12 protein-coding genes are annotated in these 16912 nt (G+C 53.6%); 9 read left to right on the forward strand and 3 right to left on the reverse strand.

Annotation, left to right across the window (positions count from 1 at the left end; translation table 11 throughout):
* The first annotated feature begins 226 nt into the window (after positions 1-226).
* The gene (locus AACY98_RS00710; RefSeq protein ID WP_339800320.1) at positions 227-664 is read left to right on the forward strand and encodes an OsmC family protein; all 438 of its coding nucleotides are present in this window, start codon (positions 227-229) and stop codon (positions 662-664) included.
* 85 nt (positions 665-749) lie between these two features.
* On the opposite strand, the gene coq7 is transcribed toward AACY98_RS00710, so the two are convergent.
* Positions 750-1379, reverse strand: coding sequence for a 2-polyprenyl-3-methyl-6-methoxy-1,4-benzoquinone monooxygenase (coq7, locus tag AACY98_RS00715; RefSeq protein ID WP_339800947.1), 630 nt, complete (start codon positions 1377-1379; stop codon positions 750-752).
* A gap of 387 nt (positions 1380-1766) precedes the next feature.
* On the opposite strand from coq7, the gene AACY98_RS00720 reads away from it, so the two are divergent.
* On the forward strand, positions 1767-2912 hold the full coding sequence (locus AACY98_RS00720; protein ID WP_339800323.1) for a porin: 1146 nt from the start codon (positions 1767-1769) through the stop codon (positions 2910-2912).
* 206 nt (positions 2913-3118) lie between these two features.
* Positions 3119-4249, forward strand: a complete 1131-nt coding sequence (locus AACY98_RS00725; RefSeq protein WP_339800326.1) for a porin — start codon at positions 3119-3121, stop codon at positions 4247-4249.
* A gap of 80 nt (positions 4250-4329) precedes the next feature.
* Here the strand turns inward: AACY98_RS00725 and pgi are convergent, their stop codons facing one another.
* Both pgi and AACY98_RS00735 read right to left on the reverse strand, forming a co-directional pair.
* Positions 4330-5946, reverse strand: a complete 1617-nt coding sequence (gene pgi, locus AACY98_RS00730; RefSeq protein ID WP_339800329.1) for a glucose-6-phosphate isomerase — start codon at positions 5944-5946, stop codon at positions 4330-4332.
* 153 nt (positions 5947-6099) lie between these two features.
* On the reverse strand, positions 6100-8832 hold the full coding sequence (locus tag AACY98_RS00735; protein ID WP_339800332.1) for a cation-transporting P-type ATPase: 2733 nt from the start codon (positions 8830-8832) through the stop codon (positions 6100-6102).
* A 471-nt stretch (positions 8833-9303) separates the two neighbouring features.
* Between AACY98_RS00735 and mraZ the strand changes: the two genes are divergently transcribed.
* The 6 genes from mraZ to mraY are packed head-to-tail and all read left to right on the forward strand — an operon-like array spanning position 9304 to position 16911.
* Entirely contained in the window at positions 9304-9732 is a 429-nt protein-coding gene (gene mraZ, locus AACY98_RS00740; protein WP_126979873.1) for a division/cell wall cluster transcriptional repressor MraZ, read from the forward strand.
* 12 nt (positions 9733-9744) lie between these two features.
* Positions 9745-10716: a 16S rRNA (cytosine(1402)-N(4))-methyltransferase RsmH gene (gene rsmH, locus AACY98_RS00745; RefSeq protein WP_339800949.1), complete on the forward strand. Its 972-nt coding sequence runs from the start codon at positions 9745-9747 to the stop codon at positions 10714-10716.
* Entirely contained in the window at positions 10713-11051 is a 339-nt protein-coding gene (gene ftsL / locus AACY98_RS00750; RefSeq protein WP_339800335.1) for a cell division protein FtsL, read from the forward strand. The genes rsmH and ftsL overlap by 4 nt, the downstream gene beginning before the upstream one ends.
* Positions 11044-12801 carry a peptidoglycan D,D-transpeptidase FtsI family protein gene (locus tag AACY98_RS00755; protein WP_339800337.1) on the forward strand — a complete coding sequence of 586 codons (1758 nt, stop codon included), beginning with the start codon at positions 11044-11046 and terminating at the stop codon, positions 12799-12801. The genes ftsL and AACY98_RS00755 overlap by 8 nt, the downstream gene beginning before the upstream one ends.
* On the forward strand, positions 12798-15743 hold the full coding sequence (gene murF, locus AACY98_RS00760) for a bifunctional UDP-N-acetylmuramoyl-L-alanyl-D-glutamate--2,6-diaminopimelate ligase MurE/UDP-N-acetylmuramoyl-tripeptide--D-alanyl-D-alanine ligase MurF (RefSeq protein WP_339800339.1): 2946 nt from the start codon (positions 12798-12800) through the stop codon (positions 15741-15743). Before AACY98_RS00755 ends, murF begins: the two co-directional genes overlap by 4 nt.
* Positions 15733-16911, forward strand: coding sequence for a phospho-N-acetylmuramoyl-pentapeptide-transferase (mraY, locus tag AACY98_RS00765; protein ID WP_339800342.1), 1179 nt, complete (start codon positions 15733-15735; stop codon positions 16909-16911). Before murF ends, mraY begins: the two co-directional genes overlap by 11 nt.
* Position 16912: the final 1 nt, after the last annotated feature.

The raw sequence follows: 16912 nt of genomic DNA on the forward strand, positions 1-16912 counted from the left end.
ACAAGTAGGGGTTTGTGAAAAGTTTCAGGCAAAAAAAAGCCCAGATACTTCATAATCTGGGCTTAATCCACCAATTGGAGGAGGTGGAGGAGACAACCTGAAACAATGGATGAATTATATTGCAGGGTTTACCCTAATGCAACCGGAGTGTTATTCTGAAACAACAGAACTACCTGTTGGGACACTTGGTTTCGGAGGGGAGACTGTTTGAAAAAAGAGGCTATCTATGGAATGTAAAGTGAGCTGGACAGGGCCAGGAGGAATGGGGTTTTGGGCCGAAACAGGCAGCGGACATGCACTTGTGATGGACGGCGCGCCCAATGCGGATGGCAGCCCGGGTGGCGGGCATAATCTGGCGCCACGCCCGATGGAAATGGTGCTGGCTGGCACCGGTGGCTGTACAGCTTATGATGTGGTGATGATTCTACAGCGCGGACGTCAGCAGGTGAGTGGATGCCATATTCAACTGAAGGCTGAGCGTGCGCCCACAGACCCGAAGGTGTTTACGCAAATTCATATGCATTATGTGGTGACGGGAAAAGGGCTTTCTGAAGCTGCGGTAGAGCGTGCAATACAACTTTCACACGAGAAATATTGTTCGGCATCCATGATGCTCTCTAAGACGGCAGCGATGACAAGCAGTTTTGAAATTGTTGAAGGGTAAGACGCAGAAGCGGTTTATCAAAAAAGAAGACCATCCGCTAAAGCGAGGATGGTCTTTCGTAGCGTAAACAGTTCAAAGGATGCGATTAAATGTAATGCGCAGTTGTTGTCATGACTTTGGCGGCAGCGCGCATAGCCAACCGGATGGGCAATGGCAGTTTAATGCCGCCTGCGCGTTCGGCTGCCTGGGCATGTTCCACTTCATCTGTTTTCATCTGCTCCACCACTGCCCGTGAAGCGGCATCATTGGCGGGCAGGCGCTCCAGGTGGCCCTGCAGGTGTGCTTCAACCTGGTTTTCAGTTTCAATGACAAATCCCAGGCTGGCCTTGTCGCCGCCCAGTTTACCCGCAGCCATGCCGATGGCAAATGCCCCGGCAAACCACAGGGGGTTCAACACACTGGAATGGGTGCCTAAAGCATTCAGCCGGTCACGGCACCAGTCCAGGTGATCAATTTCCTCCTGTGCTGCTTTTTTCAGATGGTTGCGTAAAGCGGGGTCTTTGGTGGTCAAAGATTGCGCTGTATAGAGTGCCTGAGCACAGACTTCGCCGACATGGTCAACCCGTATCAAAGCGCCGGAAAGCCGGCGTTGTTTTTCGTCCAATTGCATGTCATGTGTATCAACAAACTTGTCCCCTGGGTTGGGACGGGCGGCTGCAGGGTGGGCAAAAACTGTTTTCAGTGCCACATCGGCTGCGGCAAGCCAGTCATCCAATGTAGCAGGCTGTTCTATGGGCCGTTGCTGGCTGCCGGAACGGGGAGATGTTTCTGTATGTGCCACTGCGAATACCTCTGGTTTTTGACTAAAAGGCAAGTTTTTGCCTTAAGTTGAATTCAGTTAGCGTTTAATGGACTAATTTTAGCGCAAAGCATGGGTTTGTGGCGCAGCGTTGCCATTTTTGACCGTGTTGGGATGTATCTAAAAGAACGGATAAATTGTTGCACAGTGGCAACGAAAACAAGAATGGGTATTCAGAAAAGTTTGCCATAAAGTCCAAGATTTGGTGCAATAGAGTCTACTTCCCGATTAGGAGGTAGTGCGGAAGACAGATAAGTGATCTCTGAAGACCGCGCGCTCTGTTAACACTTGGAGAAATTGGAAATGAAAAAATCGTTAATCGCACTGGCCGTCCTCGGCACATTTGCAGGTGCTGCAGCTGCCCAGTCAACAGCTACCCTTTACGGTAAAATCGACGTTGGCTATGGTGTCAGCAACAACGGCGCTTACGAACTGGGTGGCCCACATGAAAGCAAATTCCAACAGTTTGGTAATGCTAACTCTACATCACGCTGGGGTCTGAAAGGTTCTGAAGACCTGGGCAATGGCCTGAAGGCTTACTTCAACCTGGAACAGGGTTTCAACCCTGAGTCCGGCGCTGATAAAGGCGGTTTTGACCGTGCAGCTTTCGTTGGTATCGCCGGTAACTTCGGTGCTATCCAAGCTGGTCGTCAAACACACGTCATCAACAACGTTCTGGGTCAGTTCGACTTGAGCGGTTCTCCTAACGTAACTTCTGCTCTGGGTAATGCTGGTATCTCCGCTATTTCTCAGAATGCAAACGGTGGCGGCCTGGGAACCTACTCACGTGTAAGTTCTGCTATCGCTTACGTTTCTCCTAACTTCAGCGGCTTCAGCTTCCAAGGTGCTGTGGTTCTGAAGAATGATGACATTTTCGGTCTGGACGGTGTGGCCACTGGCGTGACCGACATTTGGGGCAATCCTCGCCTGATTGAAAACAAGACCATCTACACAGTGGGTGCTCAGTACAACTACGGTGGCTTCACCATTGGTGCTGCTTACGAAAGCAAACCTGCTGACGTTCCTGGAGTTGACATCAGCGCTTCCTGGGGTATTGGTGCTAAGTACGACTTCGGTTCCTTTGTGGTTTCCGGTGGCTACTTTGACAACCACTTCAAGAGCGATGGTAAAGGCTTCTACCTGGGCGTGAAAGCTCCTATCGGTGCCTTCACTGTTGGTGCACAGATTGCTTACAACACCAAAGCTTATAACGGTACAGAAACCAACTACGTGTGGTTCCCCAATGCTTCTACCAGCAGCTGGGATCTGTACAGCTACAGCGGTGACAGAGAAGTTAAGCCTCTGGCATGGGAACTGTTTGCTTACTACAACCTGTCTAAGCGTACCCAGTTGTACCTCCAGTACGGTGGTATCAACAACGATGCTGAAGAATATCTGGGTGCTTCACGTAAGTACAGTGCCAACTTCGGCTTGATCCACAACTTCTAATCAGTTCATCTGATAAGTTGATTGAATCAGAGAGAGCTCCTTCGGGAGCTCTTTTTTTTATGTCCAATGTTTTTGTGGCTGTGCGTAATTTGAATGTTGTATTCGCGCACCATGTGTAATGATCAAGTATTTCGTTTTTATTGAGAAAAGTTTATCTCTAAATGATAATCATTCCCATTGATTCATATCAAAAACGAAAGGACATCATGAAAAAGACTTTACTTGCGTCAGCAGTAATTGGCATGTTGGCAGCTCCCGCATGGGCACAATCAGAAGCAACTCTGTATGGAACTCTGGATGTAGGCTATGGTGTGGGAAACCAGGGGATTTATGAAGGCGCTGCAACCGGGAATGGTAAATTCCAGCAGTGGGGTGGCTCAAAAGCAACGTCTGTATGGGGATTGAAAGGATCTGAAGATCTGGGTAATGGTTTGAAGGCTTATTTTCAGTTGGAATCAGAAATTAACCCTGAAGATGGTGCATCAGAAGGCTTTAACCGTGCTGCCTTCGTAGGACTTGCCGGGAATTTTGGTGCCATTCAGGCGGGCCGTCAGTCGACAGTTGCAAGCAACATCATGAGTGAATTTGACGTCAGCGGCGCACCTGCCCTGACTTCTTCACTGGGTAACGCCGGGGTCTCCGGAGATGCGCAAAGGTTTGCAGATGGAACTTATGATCATGCAGATTCGGTCATTGCCTATGTATCGCCTGAGTTCAGCGGGTTTTCATTCCAGGCAGCGGTTATTTTGAAAAATGACGATGCTTTTGGTCTGGATGGAATGCATACCAGCAATGATATCTGGGGCAATCCGCTTTATGCATCAGCCAAAACGATTTATACTATCGGCGCCATGTACTCTTACGGTGATTTTACCATTGGTGCTGTTTATGAAAGCAAGCCGGCCAGTATGCCTGGTGCGGATATCAGCGCGTCCTGGGGTATTGGTGCCAAATATGACTTTGGCAGCTTCCTGGTATCGGCTTCGTATTTTGATAACCATCTGAAGAACGATGGTCGTGGCTTTTCGTTAGGTATTGCTGCACCAATCAGCAATACGGCTTTCACAGTCGGTGCGCAGGTCGCTTATAACATGAAGGCCTACAGCGGCACAGAAACCAAATACGCGTGGATTCCATCAGGTTCAACCTGGGTTCCTTATGCATATGATACGGATCGCGAAGTCAAGCCTTTGGCATGGGAATTATTTGCGACCTATGATTTGTCCAAGCGCACTCAGCTGTATGTGCAATACGGCGGGACCAACAACGATGCAGAAGCTTTTAACGCTGCAGAGCGCAAGTACAGTGCCAGCATCGGGATGATTCATAATTTCTGATGTTATTTTTCTGATTGTATTTCCAAGTGATGCAAAAAGAGCCCTTATAGGCTCTTTTTGTTATGGGTGAAAAATAAGCATCAGCGTATGCGCTTTAACAGCTCTGCTGTTGATGCATCCAGATTTTCAGTCTGACCGGTTTTAAAGCGGGGCAGCAGGTCTTTTGCCAGTGTCTTTCCTAATTCCACGCCCCATTGGTCAAAGCTGTCCAGGTTCCAGATCGCGCCACAGGTAAAGGTCCGGTGTTCGTGCAATGCAATCAATGCGCCCAGGCTTTCGGGGCTCAGGTTTTGCAGCAGCAGCGTTGTACTTGGGCGGTTGCCTGGGAACGTGCGGTGTTTGGCTAAGGTCAAGGCGTCGATACCGGTGCTTGGTTTGCCGGCAAACTCTGCCAGTGCCTGTTCGCGGGTTTTTCCGATCATCAGTGCCCGGCTTTGGGCCAGCGCATTGGCAAGTAATATCTGGTGTTGCGCCTTGAGTTGATTGATGACCTGGTCAGGCAAAGTGGCAGCAGGGTAAATGGCTTCTTTGGCGATGATAAAGTCAACCGGAATGATGTCAGTACCCTGGTGCAGCATCTGGAAAAAAGCATGCTGGCCGTTGGTGCCAGCTTCGCCCCAGACCGTGGCAGAAGTCGGGTAGGCAACCGCATTGCCCAAAATATCCACCCCTTTGCCGTTGGATTCCATTTCCAGTTGTTGAAGGTAGGCCGCAAAGCGTGCCAGCCCCTGGTGGTAAGGCGCAACGCAACGGGATGAGCGTTGCAGAAAAACGCGGTTCCAGATGTCCACCAGCCCCAGCAACACAGGAACGTTGTGTTCCAGTGGTGTCTGCATGAAATGCTCGTCCATCTGCCGGGCGCCGTTCAGAAAAGCGCGGAAGGACTTGGCGCCAATTGCCATCGCCAGTACCAGTCCGACGGCAGACCATACAGAGTAACGGCCACCAACCCAGTCCCAAAAGCCGAAGGTACGTTGTATGCCAAAAGCGCTGGCGGCCTCAATGTTGGTGGTGACGCCGATAAAGTGGTCAGATAAGTCGGTGCCGCCGCTGGCTTCAAACCAGGCCTTGGCACTGTGTGCGTTGCTCAGTGTCTCTTGTGTGGTGAATGTTTTGGACACAATGATGAACAGCGTATTTTGTGGCCGCAGTTTCTGCAATACGCTGGCCAGATCAAAGCCGTCGACATTGGATACAAAATGGTAACGTTTGTCCGTTTGGGTAAATGGCTCTAAAGCCTGTACGGCCATGCGAGGGCCCAGATCAGAGCCGCCAATGCCGATATTGACGATGTCGGTAATCTGGGGCTGGTTGCGAATCTGTTCGGCATATGCCAGCATTTCTGTGAGCACACCTTGTACTTCGCTGTAATGCGGGCTGTTGGCATCACCGCGCAAAGCAGTATGCAATACCTGTCTGCCTTCTGTGATGTTGATTTCATCACCACGGAACATGGCGTCCCGCTTGGTTTCAAGCTGGCATTCACGAGCCAGTGACAGCAGGCTGTCGAGAACGGGTGTTGTGATCTGCTGTTTGGATAAGTCTGCAAACACGGCAGGGGCGGCAAATGAAAACCGTTGAAAGCGTTGTGCGTCCTGCTCGAACAGTGCAGATAAAGCTGGCATTTTTGCATGTTGCTGCGCATGGGCGAGCAGTTGTTTCCAGGAGGGCGTTTGGTCGCAGCGGAGTGTTGGCATATGGGTGAAGCACATTAAAAGGTTATGGTAAGGCTAAGCCGTATGGCAGCCTTATCACTTAGCACGTGGGGTGGCTGCTATTGCGATTCTATCAAGAAGGCGCATGCAATCAAATGGGGCACGTTTCAAAGAAGTACCGGCATGGTCATAGGGTCATGCTGCCGGTTTTAAAGAGATATACCGCCGTATGATCCATTTTTCGAGTTCAGCCACCAGGAAAACAAACACCCCACCGGCAAAGACTTTCAGCCACTGGGTTAAATCAAGTGCTGTAGAGCCAAATAAATACTGGAATGCCGGCAGGTAGGTAAACAGCAGTTGCAAAGCAAAACAGGCGGCGATGGATAACAGCACGTATTTGTTTCCCAGCAGGCCTTCACGGCTGAGTACGGTATCATAAACATGCCGGCTGTTGAGCAGGTAAAACATTTCCGCGGCAACCAGTGTATTCACGGCAATGGTTCTGGCGGTGTTTTCGGCAGTGCCGTGGCTGAGTTCCCAGAGAAACAGTGTGAGCACTGCAGCCATCATCAGTACAGAAACCATGATAATGCGCCAGATGAAGAAGCCGGAGAGCAGTTTTTCACTGGAAGCGCGGGGAGGGCGTGTCATGATGTTAGGCTCGGCCGCTTCAAAAGCCAGTGCAAGCCCGAGCGTGCAGGAGGTGACCATGTTGATCCACAACACCTGGGCCGGAGTCAGCGGCAGGGTGAACTGCAGGAAAATGGCCGCAATGATGACCAGCGCCTCGCCGCCATTGGTGGGCAGCATGAACAAAATGAATTTTTTTAGGTTGTCGTAAACGGTACGGCCTTCGCGTACCGCTTTGGCAATGGTGGCGAAATTGTCGTCGGTCAGTACCATGTCAGCGGCTTCTTTGGCCGCTTCTGTTCCCTTTTGTCCCATGGCCACGCCGACATCGGCGCGTTTGAGCGCCGGGGCGTCGTTCACACCGTCGCCTGTCATGGATACGATCTGATGCTGTTCTTGCATGGCCTGTACCAGCCGCAGCTTATGTTCCGGCGCGGCGCGTGCAAAAACGTCAACATCCATGATGACGCGGCTGAGTTCCTGATCATCCAGCACCGAGATTTCCGCACCGGTCATGGCGGGTTTGTCCACGCCGATATTGAGCTGTGCGCCAATGGCGCGGGCCGTTTCCACATGGTCGCCGGTAATCATTTTGACCGATATGCCGGCCTGGTGGCATTCGCGTATGGCAGCAATGGCTTCTTCACGTGGGGGGTCGATGATGCCGACCAGCCCGGCCAGAATAAATCCGCCGCTGTCGATATCATCTGTGCTGATCTGTTCTGCCTGCGGTTCAGCCTGTTTATAACCCAGTGCCAGCACGCGCAGGCCTTTGGCTGCCGTGTCGGTCACCATGCGCCGCCAGTAGTCGATATCCAGCGGGCTGATGCCATGTGCGGACATTTGTGAACCGCACATTTCAAAAATGCGTTCAGGTGCACCTTTTGTCAGAATCCATGGCAGGCTTTTTTCGTCCTGATGATAGGTGGCCATGTAACGATGTTCTGATTCAAACGGGATGCTGTCTAACCGCTGCCACTGAGAGGGGGCATCCTGCTGTACCAGGCCTGCTTTGGCACCCAGCACCAGCAAGGCGCCTTCGGTGGGGTCTCCTTCTATGCGTGGCGGTGTTTCGTTAACCAACTGGGCATCATTGCATAAAGTACCGATGCGGACAATGCGCTCGAGGATGGTATCTGTGGCGCAACTGACAGGCTGGTCATTTTGGTAAACAGTGCCCTGCGGGGCATAGCCGATGCCGCTGACATCATACACATGCAGGCTGCTGACAATGCGCTGCACGGTCATCTCGTTGCGGGTGAGGGTGCCGGTTTTATCGGAGCAGATCACAGAGACTGATCCCAGCGTTTCGACCGCTGGCAGGTTGCGGACAATGGCATGCTGGCGTGCCATACGCTGCACACCCAGTGCCAGGGTGATGGTGATCAGTGCCGGCAGGCCTTCCGGGATGGCCGAGGCCGTCAGGGCAATGACCATCATGAACATGTCTGAAGCCGAGTAGCCGCGCAGGAATACGCCAAACAGAAACAGTGCCGCAGCAAAAATCAGGATGAAAATGGCCAGTGCCCTGCCAAAAGCATTGATTTGGCGCAGCAGGGGCGTTGTCATGCTTTCAATGCTGGAGAGCATTTCATTGATTTTGCCCAGCTCGGTGTATGTGCCGGTGGCGACAACGATGCCGCTGGCCTGCCCATATACGGCCACGGTGCCTGAGTACGTCATGCAGGTGCGGTCTCCCAGAGGGGCATCACTGGCGACCACATTGGTGCTTTTTTGAATAGGGACGGATTCCCCGGTTAGGGCGGCTTCTTCGACACGCAGGTCTCTGGCAGACGTCAGGCGGATATCGGCCGGGATTTTATCGCCGGAATTTAAAATAACCAGATCGCCTGGCACCAGTTCGAGCGCGTTGATTTCTTTGCGCACGCCTTCCCGGATCACGGTTGCACGGGCGGAGATCATGGATCGGATGGCATCCATGGCCGATTCGGCTTTTCCTTCCTGTATGAACCCGATGATGGCGTTGACGAGTACGGCGGCCAGCAGTACAAAGGTATCGATCCAGTGCCCCAGAATCGCTGTTACGGCAGAAGCAGCCAGCATGATGTAGAGCAGGATGTTATGAAACTGCATGAAAAAGCGCATCCAGGCACTGCGCTTTTTGGGAGCAATCAACTGGTTGAACCCATACAGTTGCTGCCGCTGCGTTACCTCTTCATTGCTCAGCCCATTGACCTGTGTGTTCAGTGCGTGCTGCGTTTGTTCTGTTGTGCAGGCATGCCAATCAGCATTTTTCTGGGGTTCAGTCGGGTGGGCTAAGCTCTGGTCTGCCATGGTATATGTGGTGTGAGATGGGCAAATGACGAAAATGACGCAGATGACATGTCATGCAGTGGATGTCATTGTGTTGGTGAATTTCCCCATGCTAACAGATAACTTTTTTCCCCGGATAAAAGCAGGTGTCGATACAAAATGCAATTGCCTGTATATATATTCAGTAGTTCAACACACATTCTGTATTGTGTTCTCATGTGTATGAGGAGCAGAACAAATAGTTTTGTTGCATTTTTGTGCACGAAGCGGAAATTTGTCACGGTTTACCTTGATTGCTATCAGGGGCTTTCTACTTCAGACATCGCATTCACAGTTATTTTTAAGTGCTTATTTTTAATGAATTTTATATTCCCAAATCCATTAAAAAGATAGGGCTAAGTCATTGATTTAACAAGAAAAATAGCAACCACTCGCTTGACCTGAATGCTTTTTTCACATAAAGTGGGGAAAAGTGTAAATTTGTGGGGAAAAGTGTTTCAAGGTGCTTCATCTCTGTCGATTGATGCCAAAGGAAGGTTGAACGTACCGGCCAGGTATCGTGACGCGCTGAGCGAAAGTGCAGGCGGCAAGCTGACCGTGACCAAACATCCGGATGGCTGTCTGATGATTTTCCCACGTTCTGAGTGGGAGCGCTTTCGTGACCGTGTAGCGGCGTTACCGATGCAAGCACACTGGTGGAAACGTATTTTCCTTGGAAATGCACTGGATATAGAGCTGGATAGCGCTGCGCGGGTGCTGATTTCACCCGAACTCAGAGCTGCGGCCGGGTTGACCAAAGAAGTGGTGTTGCTGGGAATGGGAAGTCATTTTGAATTGTGGGACGCTGCAACGTACGCTGCCAAGGAGGCAGAGGCCATGCAGGCAGGTATGCCGGATATTTTGAAAGACTTTTCCTTTTAATACGGTTGGATGATGTTGACACAACAATCCCTCGAACACCAGACGGTGATGCTTCAGGAGGCGGTTGACGCCGTCGTGACGCATCCTGACGGTTTTTATGTGGATGGCACGTTTGGCCGTGGCGGTCATACGCGTGAATTGCTGTCACGCCTGGGGCCGCAGGGCAGGTTGCTGGCGCTGGATCGCGACCCGCAGGCCGAACTGGCTGCGGCACAGATTGATGATGCAAGGCTGACGTTTCAGCGTACCGAGTTTGCACAGATTGGCCAATGGGTGGCGCCACAGTCGGTGGATGGCCTGTTGCTGGATGTAGGGGTGAGTTCGCCCCAGATTGATGACCCGGCACGCGGTTTCAGTTTTCGTTTTGATGGGCCGCTGGACATGCGCATGGATCCCGAACATGGGCAAAGTGCAGCGGATTTTCTTGAGCGCGCTGACCAGCAGCGCATTGCAGAGGTGATACGTCATTATGGCGAAGAACGGTTTGCTGTATCGATTGCAAAGGCGATTGTTGCTCGGCGTGAAAGTGGGGAACCTGTGCGCACTACAGGAGAGTTATCCAGGCTCGTGGCCGCGGCTGTCAAAACCCGTGAGCCAGGCCAGGATCCTGCGACGCGCACGTTTCAGGCGCTGCGTATCCAGGTCAACGAGGAGCTTGCGCAGCTCGAGTCAGCTTTAAACGCGGCATTATCTGTGCTTAAACCTCATGGGCGTATTGTGGTGATCAGTTTTCATTCTTTGGAAGACAGAATCGTGAAGCAGTTCATGGCGAAACATTCACGCCAGGAGCCTGATCGCCGCGCACCTTTTGCACAGCCGCCCGAACCACTGCTGAAAACGCTGGGGCGTTTCAGGCCTTCCGAGCAGGAGGTGCAGCAAAATCCGCGGGCCCGCTCTGCCATCATGCGGGTTGCACAGCGCACCGAGGCTTTGGCCCTTGCTGAGAGCGGTTCACATCCCCGCCAGGGCAGGAGGCGCGCATGACCAAGCTCAATGTGCTTCTGTTATTGGCTGTTCTGGCAAGCGGGCTTGCATTGGTGTATTCCACACACGAGGGGCGTTTGCTGTATACAGCGCTGGCGGGTGAAAACACAGCGCAAAATGAACTGGATCTGGATTACAAACGCCTGCAGCAGGAGCGCCAGAGCCTGGTAGCGCCGGGGCGCATTGAGCAAAATGCACACGCTGTGCTGCAGATGGTGCCGGCGACTTTGGGCGTGACGGAGTTTGTTCCCAGGGATCAGCGTGCGCTTGCCGGATATGTGCCGCAGTTGCCGCTGAATGTGCGCATCCGTGAAGAGGGGGCACATCATGAGTAGCCATGGTGTGTACTATACCAAGAGCCCGCTGCTGGCATCACGCACGCCGGTATGGCGTTCACGTTTTATCATTGTGTGCCTGGCGCTGGGCTTTACGGTATTGACAGCGCGTGCCGCCTGGATTCAGCTTTATCAGTATGAGTTTTACCAGAACCAGGCGGATATGCGTTATGTGCGTACCTTGCCGCTACCAGCCAGCCGCGGCGTGATTCAGGACCGCAACGGCATTCCGCTGGGGTTCAGTATTGAAACCCCCAGTTTGTGGGCGTCTCCTGCCGAGCTCCACATCACAGACGCGCAAATGAAGCAATTGGCCACCCTGCTGGGAACCAGTGAAGATGCGCTGCGTGTGAGGCTGGACCCGGGCTCAGGAGAGCGTAAACGTGAGTTTGTGTGGCTCAGGCGGCTGGCCGGGCATGAGCTGGCTGAGCAGGTGATGGCGTTAGGGATTAAAGGTATTTATGCACGTAATGAGTACCAGCGCAGCTATCCGGGCAAGGAAGCAACCGCACACGTGGTTGGCTTTACCAATGTGGAAGACCTGGGCCAGGAAGGAATGGAACTCGCGTTCAATGACCTGCTGGTGGGCAAGGCCGGATCGGAGCGCTTTATTCAGGACCGCATGGGCAGGCCGGTTGGCTCTGCAGAAGAACGGGTCAATCCGGTCAATGGCAAGGATATTCAGCTTTCCATTGATGCGCGCATTCAATATTATGCCTATCAATTGTTGAGTGACGCCGTTAAATTGCACCGGGCTCAAAGCGGCAGCATTGTGATCATTGATGTGCGGACCGGTGAAATTCTGGCGCTGGTGAATTACCCCAGCTACGATCCCAATACACGTGAGAATTTGCAGGGCTCTTCCCTGCGCAACCGTGCTGTTACCGATACGTTTGAGCCGGGTTCTACCATGAAGCCGATTGTGGTGGGCCGTGCGCTGGATCTGGGCATTGTCAAGCCGACGACGGTGATCAAAACCTCGCCGGGCAGTGTGGTGGTGGGTGGCAAGGTGATCCGTGACGTGGCCAATTATCCTCAGTTGACTGTGCAGCAGGTGATTCAAAAGTCCAGCAATATTGGTGTGGTGAGCATTGCGATGCAGATGACGCCACGTGAAATGTGGGAAACGTTCACGGAATTGGGCTTCGGGCAAAAGCCGCAGATCGGTTTTCCGGGTGCCGCATTAGGCCGTTTGCGGCCCTACAAAAGCTGGCGCCCGATTGAGCAGGCAACGCAGGCTTATGGTTATGGCCTGTCGGTATCTTTGCTGCAACTGGCACATGCGTATACGGCGTTTGCCCGCGATGGCGATATCATTCCATTGTCCCTGCTGCGCAATGACCATCCGGTGCAGGGCGTGCGTGTATTTACACCCGAGACGGCCGCAGAAATACGTGAAATGCTGCACATGGTCACTTTGCCCGGAGGTGCGGGTACCAAGGCGCAAACACAAGGGTATGCTGTTGGCGGCAAGAGCGGAACGGCGATCAAGTCAGGCGCTGGCGGTTACGGTACAGGCAAGTACCGTTCCTGGTTTGTGGGCATTGCACCGATCAACCAACCCCGCATCGTTGTGGCTGTGATGATTGATGAGCCCAGCGACGGTGTTTATTACGGCGGTGCTGTTTCCGGGCCGGTATTTGCCCAGGTGGTGCAGCAGTCTTTGCGTTTGCTGGGGGTGTTGCCTGACCAGCCGTTGCAGTTGGCAGGCACAGGCCAGGGCCAGCAGGCGGCCAGGAGGCAGCCATGAATATCGTGCGCACACCTTTGCTGGCTGCCGAGTGGCTGCATCAACAGGTGCAAAACGGCCATTTGAGCGTGGACAGCCGTCAGGTTGTGCCTGGCGATGGCTTCATCGCGTGGCCAGGGGCAGCCGTGGATGGTCGGCGTTTTGTGGAACAGGTTTTGAGCCAGGGGGCGGCAGCGTGTTTGGTGGAAGAGCATGAGGCACACCAGTGGCCATGGTATCAGGATTCACGCGTGGCTTTGTACCCCGGGCTGAAAACCGCCATGGCTGCCATTGCGGCGCATTACTATGGTTTTCCCAGCGAACAGTTGGATGTGCTGGCGATTACTGGAACCAATGGCAAAACATCAACAGCGTGGTGGATGGCACAGGCGTTGACCGTGCTTGATCATGCCTGCGGCATGATTGGAACACTGGGCGTTGGCACGCTGGATCATCTGGAACCTTCGGCTCTGACGACGCCGGACCCGATCCGTATTCATCAGGTGTTGCGTTCATTGGTCGGGCAGGGTGTGAAGGCCTGCGCCATGGAGGCATCTTCCATCGGGCTGGCAGAACACCGTTTTGACAACATCCGTGTCAAGGTGGCGTTACTGACCAATGTGACGCAGGACCATCTGGACTATCATCACAGCATGCAGGCGTATTGGCAGGCCAAGCGCAGTTTGTTTGATATGCCTGGGCTGCAGTCTGCCGTGATCAATGTAGATGACGCGCATGGCGCAGAACTGGCGGCGGAACTTGCCGGCACCTGGAATCCAGATAATCTGTATACCTATTCACGCCTGGGGCACCCGCAGGCACGCTTACAGGCCAGGAACCTGGCGCATACCGATTCGGGCATTCATTTTGTCCTGACCGAAGGCGCTGAGCAGGTGCAGGTTCAAACCCATCTGGTGGGTGACTATAACGTATCCAATTTATTGGGAATTGCCGGTGCTTTACGCGCCATGGGTTACAGCCTGCATCAGATTGCCCAAGCATTTAGCGCACTGACGCCAGTGCCGGGGCGTATGCAGAATGTATTTGCCCTGCGTGAGGATGTGCCCAAGGTGGTTGTGGATTATGCGCACACGCCGGATGCGCTGGCGAATGTATTGCAGGCATTGCATCCACTGGCGCAGGCGCGTGACGGGCGCTTGTGGTGTGTGTTTGGCTGTGGTGGTAACCGCGATGCAACCAAACGGCCCCTGATGGGGCATGTGGTGCAGCAATATGCTGATGACATGGTGGTGACAAGTGATAACCCGCGCCATGAAGATGCGTCTGACATCATTCAGCAGGTTGTGGCAGGGATTGCATCAGGTGAGCATGTGCATGTTGAAGTTGACCGGCGCCAGGCCATTGCATGGGCGCTACAACATGCCCGCGCGCAGGATGTGGTTGTGCTTGCCGGAAAAGGACATGAGAGCTATCAGGAAGTGAAAGGCGTGCGCTACCCCTTTTCTGATGCCGAAATGTCCTCTCAGGTGCTGAACGCTTTGCACCAGCCAGATCAAAAAGCATTGCCTGCCAGCGGCATGATGACGCTCAGGCAGGCACAGGCACTGTTGCAGTCGCAAGGCGTGAGCGCACGTCTGCATGGCGACGGCGATATGGTGTTTTCGCGCGTGCATACCGATACCCGCACATTGCAGGCAGGTGACCTGTTTGTGGCGCTAAAAGGTGAAAATTTTGATGCGCATGATTTTCTGGCACAGGCCAAAGAGCAGGGTGCCGTTGCCGTGCTGGCACAACGAGGCATTGCTGAAGCCGGTGTTGACGGGCTGGAGGTTGCCGACAGCCTGAAAGCATTGGGGGCACTTGCCAGTGGCTGGCGTGCCTGCTGGCCGTTGCCTGTGATTGCGGTGACGGGCAGCAATGGCAAAACCACCACCACACAGATGATTGCCAGCATTTTGCGCCTGTGGAAGGGTAATGCAGCACTGTCAACGCAGGGCAATTTGAACAATGCCATTGGCGTGCCGTTGATGGTGCTGCGTTTGCGTGCCCATCATGAAGTGGCTGTATTTGAACTGGGTATGAACCATCCTGGCGAGATTGATTATCTGGCCACCATCGTTAAACCGACCATCGCTCTAGTGAACAATGCCCAGCGCGAACATCAGGAGTTCATGAAAACGGTGGAAGCAGTGGCACACGAGAATGGACGGGTGATTGATGCGCTGCCGCAAGGCGGTACCGCCGTTTTCCCGGCGGATGATGCATATACCTCGCTGTGGAAGGAAATGGCGCATGGGCGCTCTGTGGCAACCTTTGCACTGGATGCCGTACATCAGGCAAATGTAACGGCGCAGGCCGGGTGGGATCAGGATGCCTGGCAACTGGTGCTGCAATCGGATCTGCATGTGCAGCAAGACAGCGTTCAGTGCAGGCTGCATTGTGCCGGTTTGCATAATGTGAAAAATGCACTGGCAGCTACTGCCTGCGCACAGAGCGCCGGGGTGCCGTTGCAGACGATTGGTGCCGGGCTGGATGCATTTGTACCCGTTAGCGGCCGTTCACAGGTTGAGGTGGTGCAGTTTACAGGACACAAGGTTACTCTGATTAACGATGCGTATAACGCCAACCCGGATTCTGTGCGTGCCGCCATTGACGTGCTGGCGGCTTTGCCGCAGCCGGCCTTGCTGGTGCTGGGTGAAATGGGCGAAGTGGGCACACAGGGTGCCGAGTTCCATCGCGAAGTGGGCGCGTATGCACGCGAGCGCGGTGTGGCGGCACTTTGGGGCGCCGGGCCGCTGGTGGCAGAGTCGGTCAAGGTTTTTGGTGATGACGCCCGGCATTTTGATGATGCCGTACAACTGGCCGCCGCTTTGTCCGATGAAGTCGGGCGTTATGCCAGTATTTTGGTGAAAGGTTCACGGGTTATGCGCATGGAGCGTGTCGTACAGCAGTTACGCGACAAGTCTTCTGCAGTTGCTCAAGGAGGTGCCCATGCTGCTTAGTCTAGCCTCCTGGCTGCAGGATATGTTCCCGGCATTGGGATTTTTGCGCCTGTTCCAGTACCTGACGTTCAGGGCGGTCATGGCTGCCATGACCGGCATGTTCATCGGCTGGTTTTTTGGGCCATGGGTAATCCGTTATCTGACGTCTTTGAAGATTGGGCAACCGATCCGCAGCTATGGCATTCAGGAGCATCTGGTCAAAAGCGGCACCCCTACCATGGGCGGGGTGCTGATTCTGATTTCCATCACGCTGTCTGTTTTGCTGTGGGCCGATCTGTCCAACCGGTTTATCTGGGTGGTGCTGGCGGTGATGCTGGGGTTTGGTGCGATTGGCTGGATGGATGACTGGCGCAAGGTGGTGCATAAAGACCCTGAAGGCATGCGCTCGCGTGACAAATACCTGTGGATGTCCATCATCGGTATCATGGCGGCTTTTTATCTGGCATTTGCGGTATCAGGCGGTTCCAATGAGCATGTGTTTGAGTTGTTTATGAATTGGGTGAAATCCGGTTTTACGCTGGATCTGCCGGATCATGCCGACCTGACCGTGCCGTTTTTCAAAACCGTGCGTTATCCGCTGGGCGTGGCCGGTTTCATTATTCTGACGTATCTGGTGATTGTCGGAACCGGCAATGCCGTCAACCTGACTGACGGCCTGGATGGGCTGGCGATCATGCCGGTGGCGATGGTGGGTGCGGCTTTAGGCGTGTTTGCCTATGTGGTGGGCAGTTCGGCATATGCCAACTACCTGTTGTTCCCTCACATTCCGGGGGCAACAGAGCTGCTGGTGTTTTGTGGCGCCTTGTCCGGGGCTGGCCTGGGGTTCCTGTGGTTCAACGCGTATCCGGCGCAGGTGTTCATGGGTGATGTGGGCGCACTGGCTTTGGGCGGAGCGCTGGGAACTATTGCCGTTATCGTGCGTCAAGAGATTGTTCTGGCGATCATGGGCGGCATTTTTGTGGCTGAAGCACTTTCGGTGATGGCGCAGGTGGTGTATTTCAAGATGACCAAACGGGTGTATGGCGAAGGGCGCAGGTTGTTGAAAATGGCGCCGTTGCATCACCACTTTGAAAAATCCGGCTGGAAGGAAACGCAGGTCGTGATCCGGTTTTGGATCATTACGATCCTGTTGTGTCTGATTGGTTTGTCAACGTTGAAGCTGAGGTAAA

This window comes from Saezia sanguinis, from assembly GCF_963921665.1.
GTDB classification, from domain to species: domain Bacteria; phylum Pseudomonadota; class Gammaproteobacteria; order Burkholderiales; family Burkholderiaceae_C; genus Saezia; species Saezia sanguinis.

Coding starts and splice junctions, on each gene's coding strand:
- rsmH (WP_339800949.1), top strand. CDS start 9,745: ATGTTGACACAACAATCCCTCGAACACCAGACGGTGATGCTTCAGGAG.
- AACY98_RS00735 (WP_339800332.1), bottom strand. CDS start 8,832: ATGGCAGACCAGAGCTTAGCCCACCCGACTGAACCCCAGAAAAATGCT.
- AACY98_RS00725 (WP_339800326.1), top strand. CDS start 3,119: ATGAAAAAGACTTTACTTGCGTCAGCAGTAATTGGCATGTTGGCAGCT.
- AACY98_RS00720 (WP_339800323.1), top strand. CDS start 1,767: ATGAAAAAATCGTTAATCGCACTGGCCGTCCTCGGCACATTTGCAGGT.
- AACY98_RS00755 (WP_339800337.1), top strand. CDS start 11,044: ATGAGTAGCCATGGTGTGTACTATACCAAGAGCCCGCTGCTGGCATCA.
- AACY98_RS00710 (WP_339800320.1), top strand. CDS start 227: ATGGAATGTAAAGTGAGCTGGACAGGGCCAGGAGGAATGGGGTTTTGG.
- pgi (WP_339800329.1), bottom strand. CDS start 5,946: ATGCCAACACTCCGCTGCGACCAAACGCCCTCCTGGAAACAACTGCTC.
- murF (WP_339800339.1), top strand. CDS start 12,798: ATGAATATCGTGCGCACACCTTTGCTGGCTGCCGAGTGGCTGCATCAA.
- mraY (WP_339800342.1), top strand. CDS start 15,733: ATGCTGCTTAGTCTAGCCTCCTGGCTGCAGGATATGTTCCCGGCATTG.
- ftsL (WP_339800335.1), top strand. CDS start 10,713: ATGACCAAGCTCAATGTGCTTCTGTTATTGGCTGTTCTGGCAAGCGGG.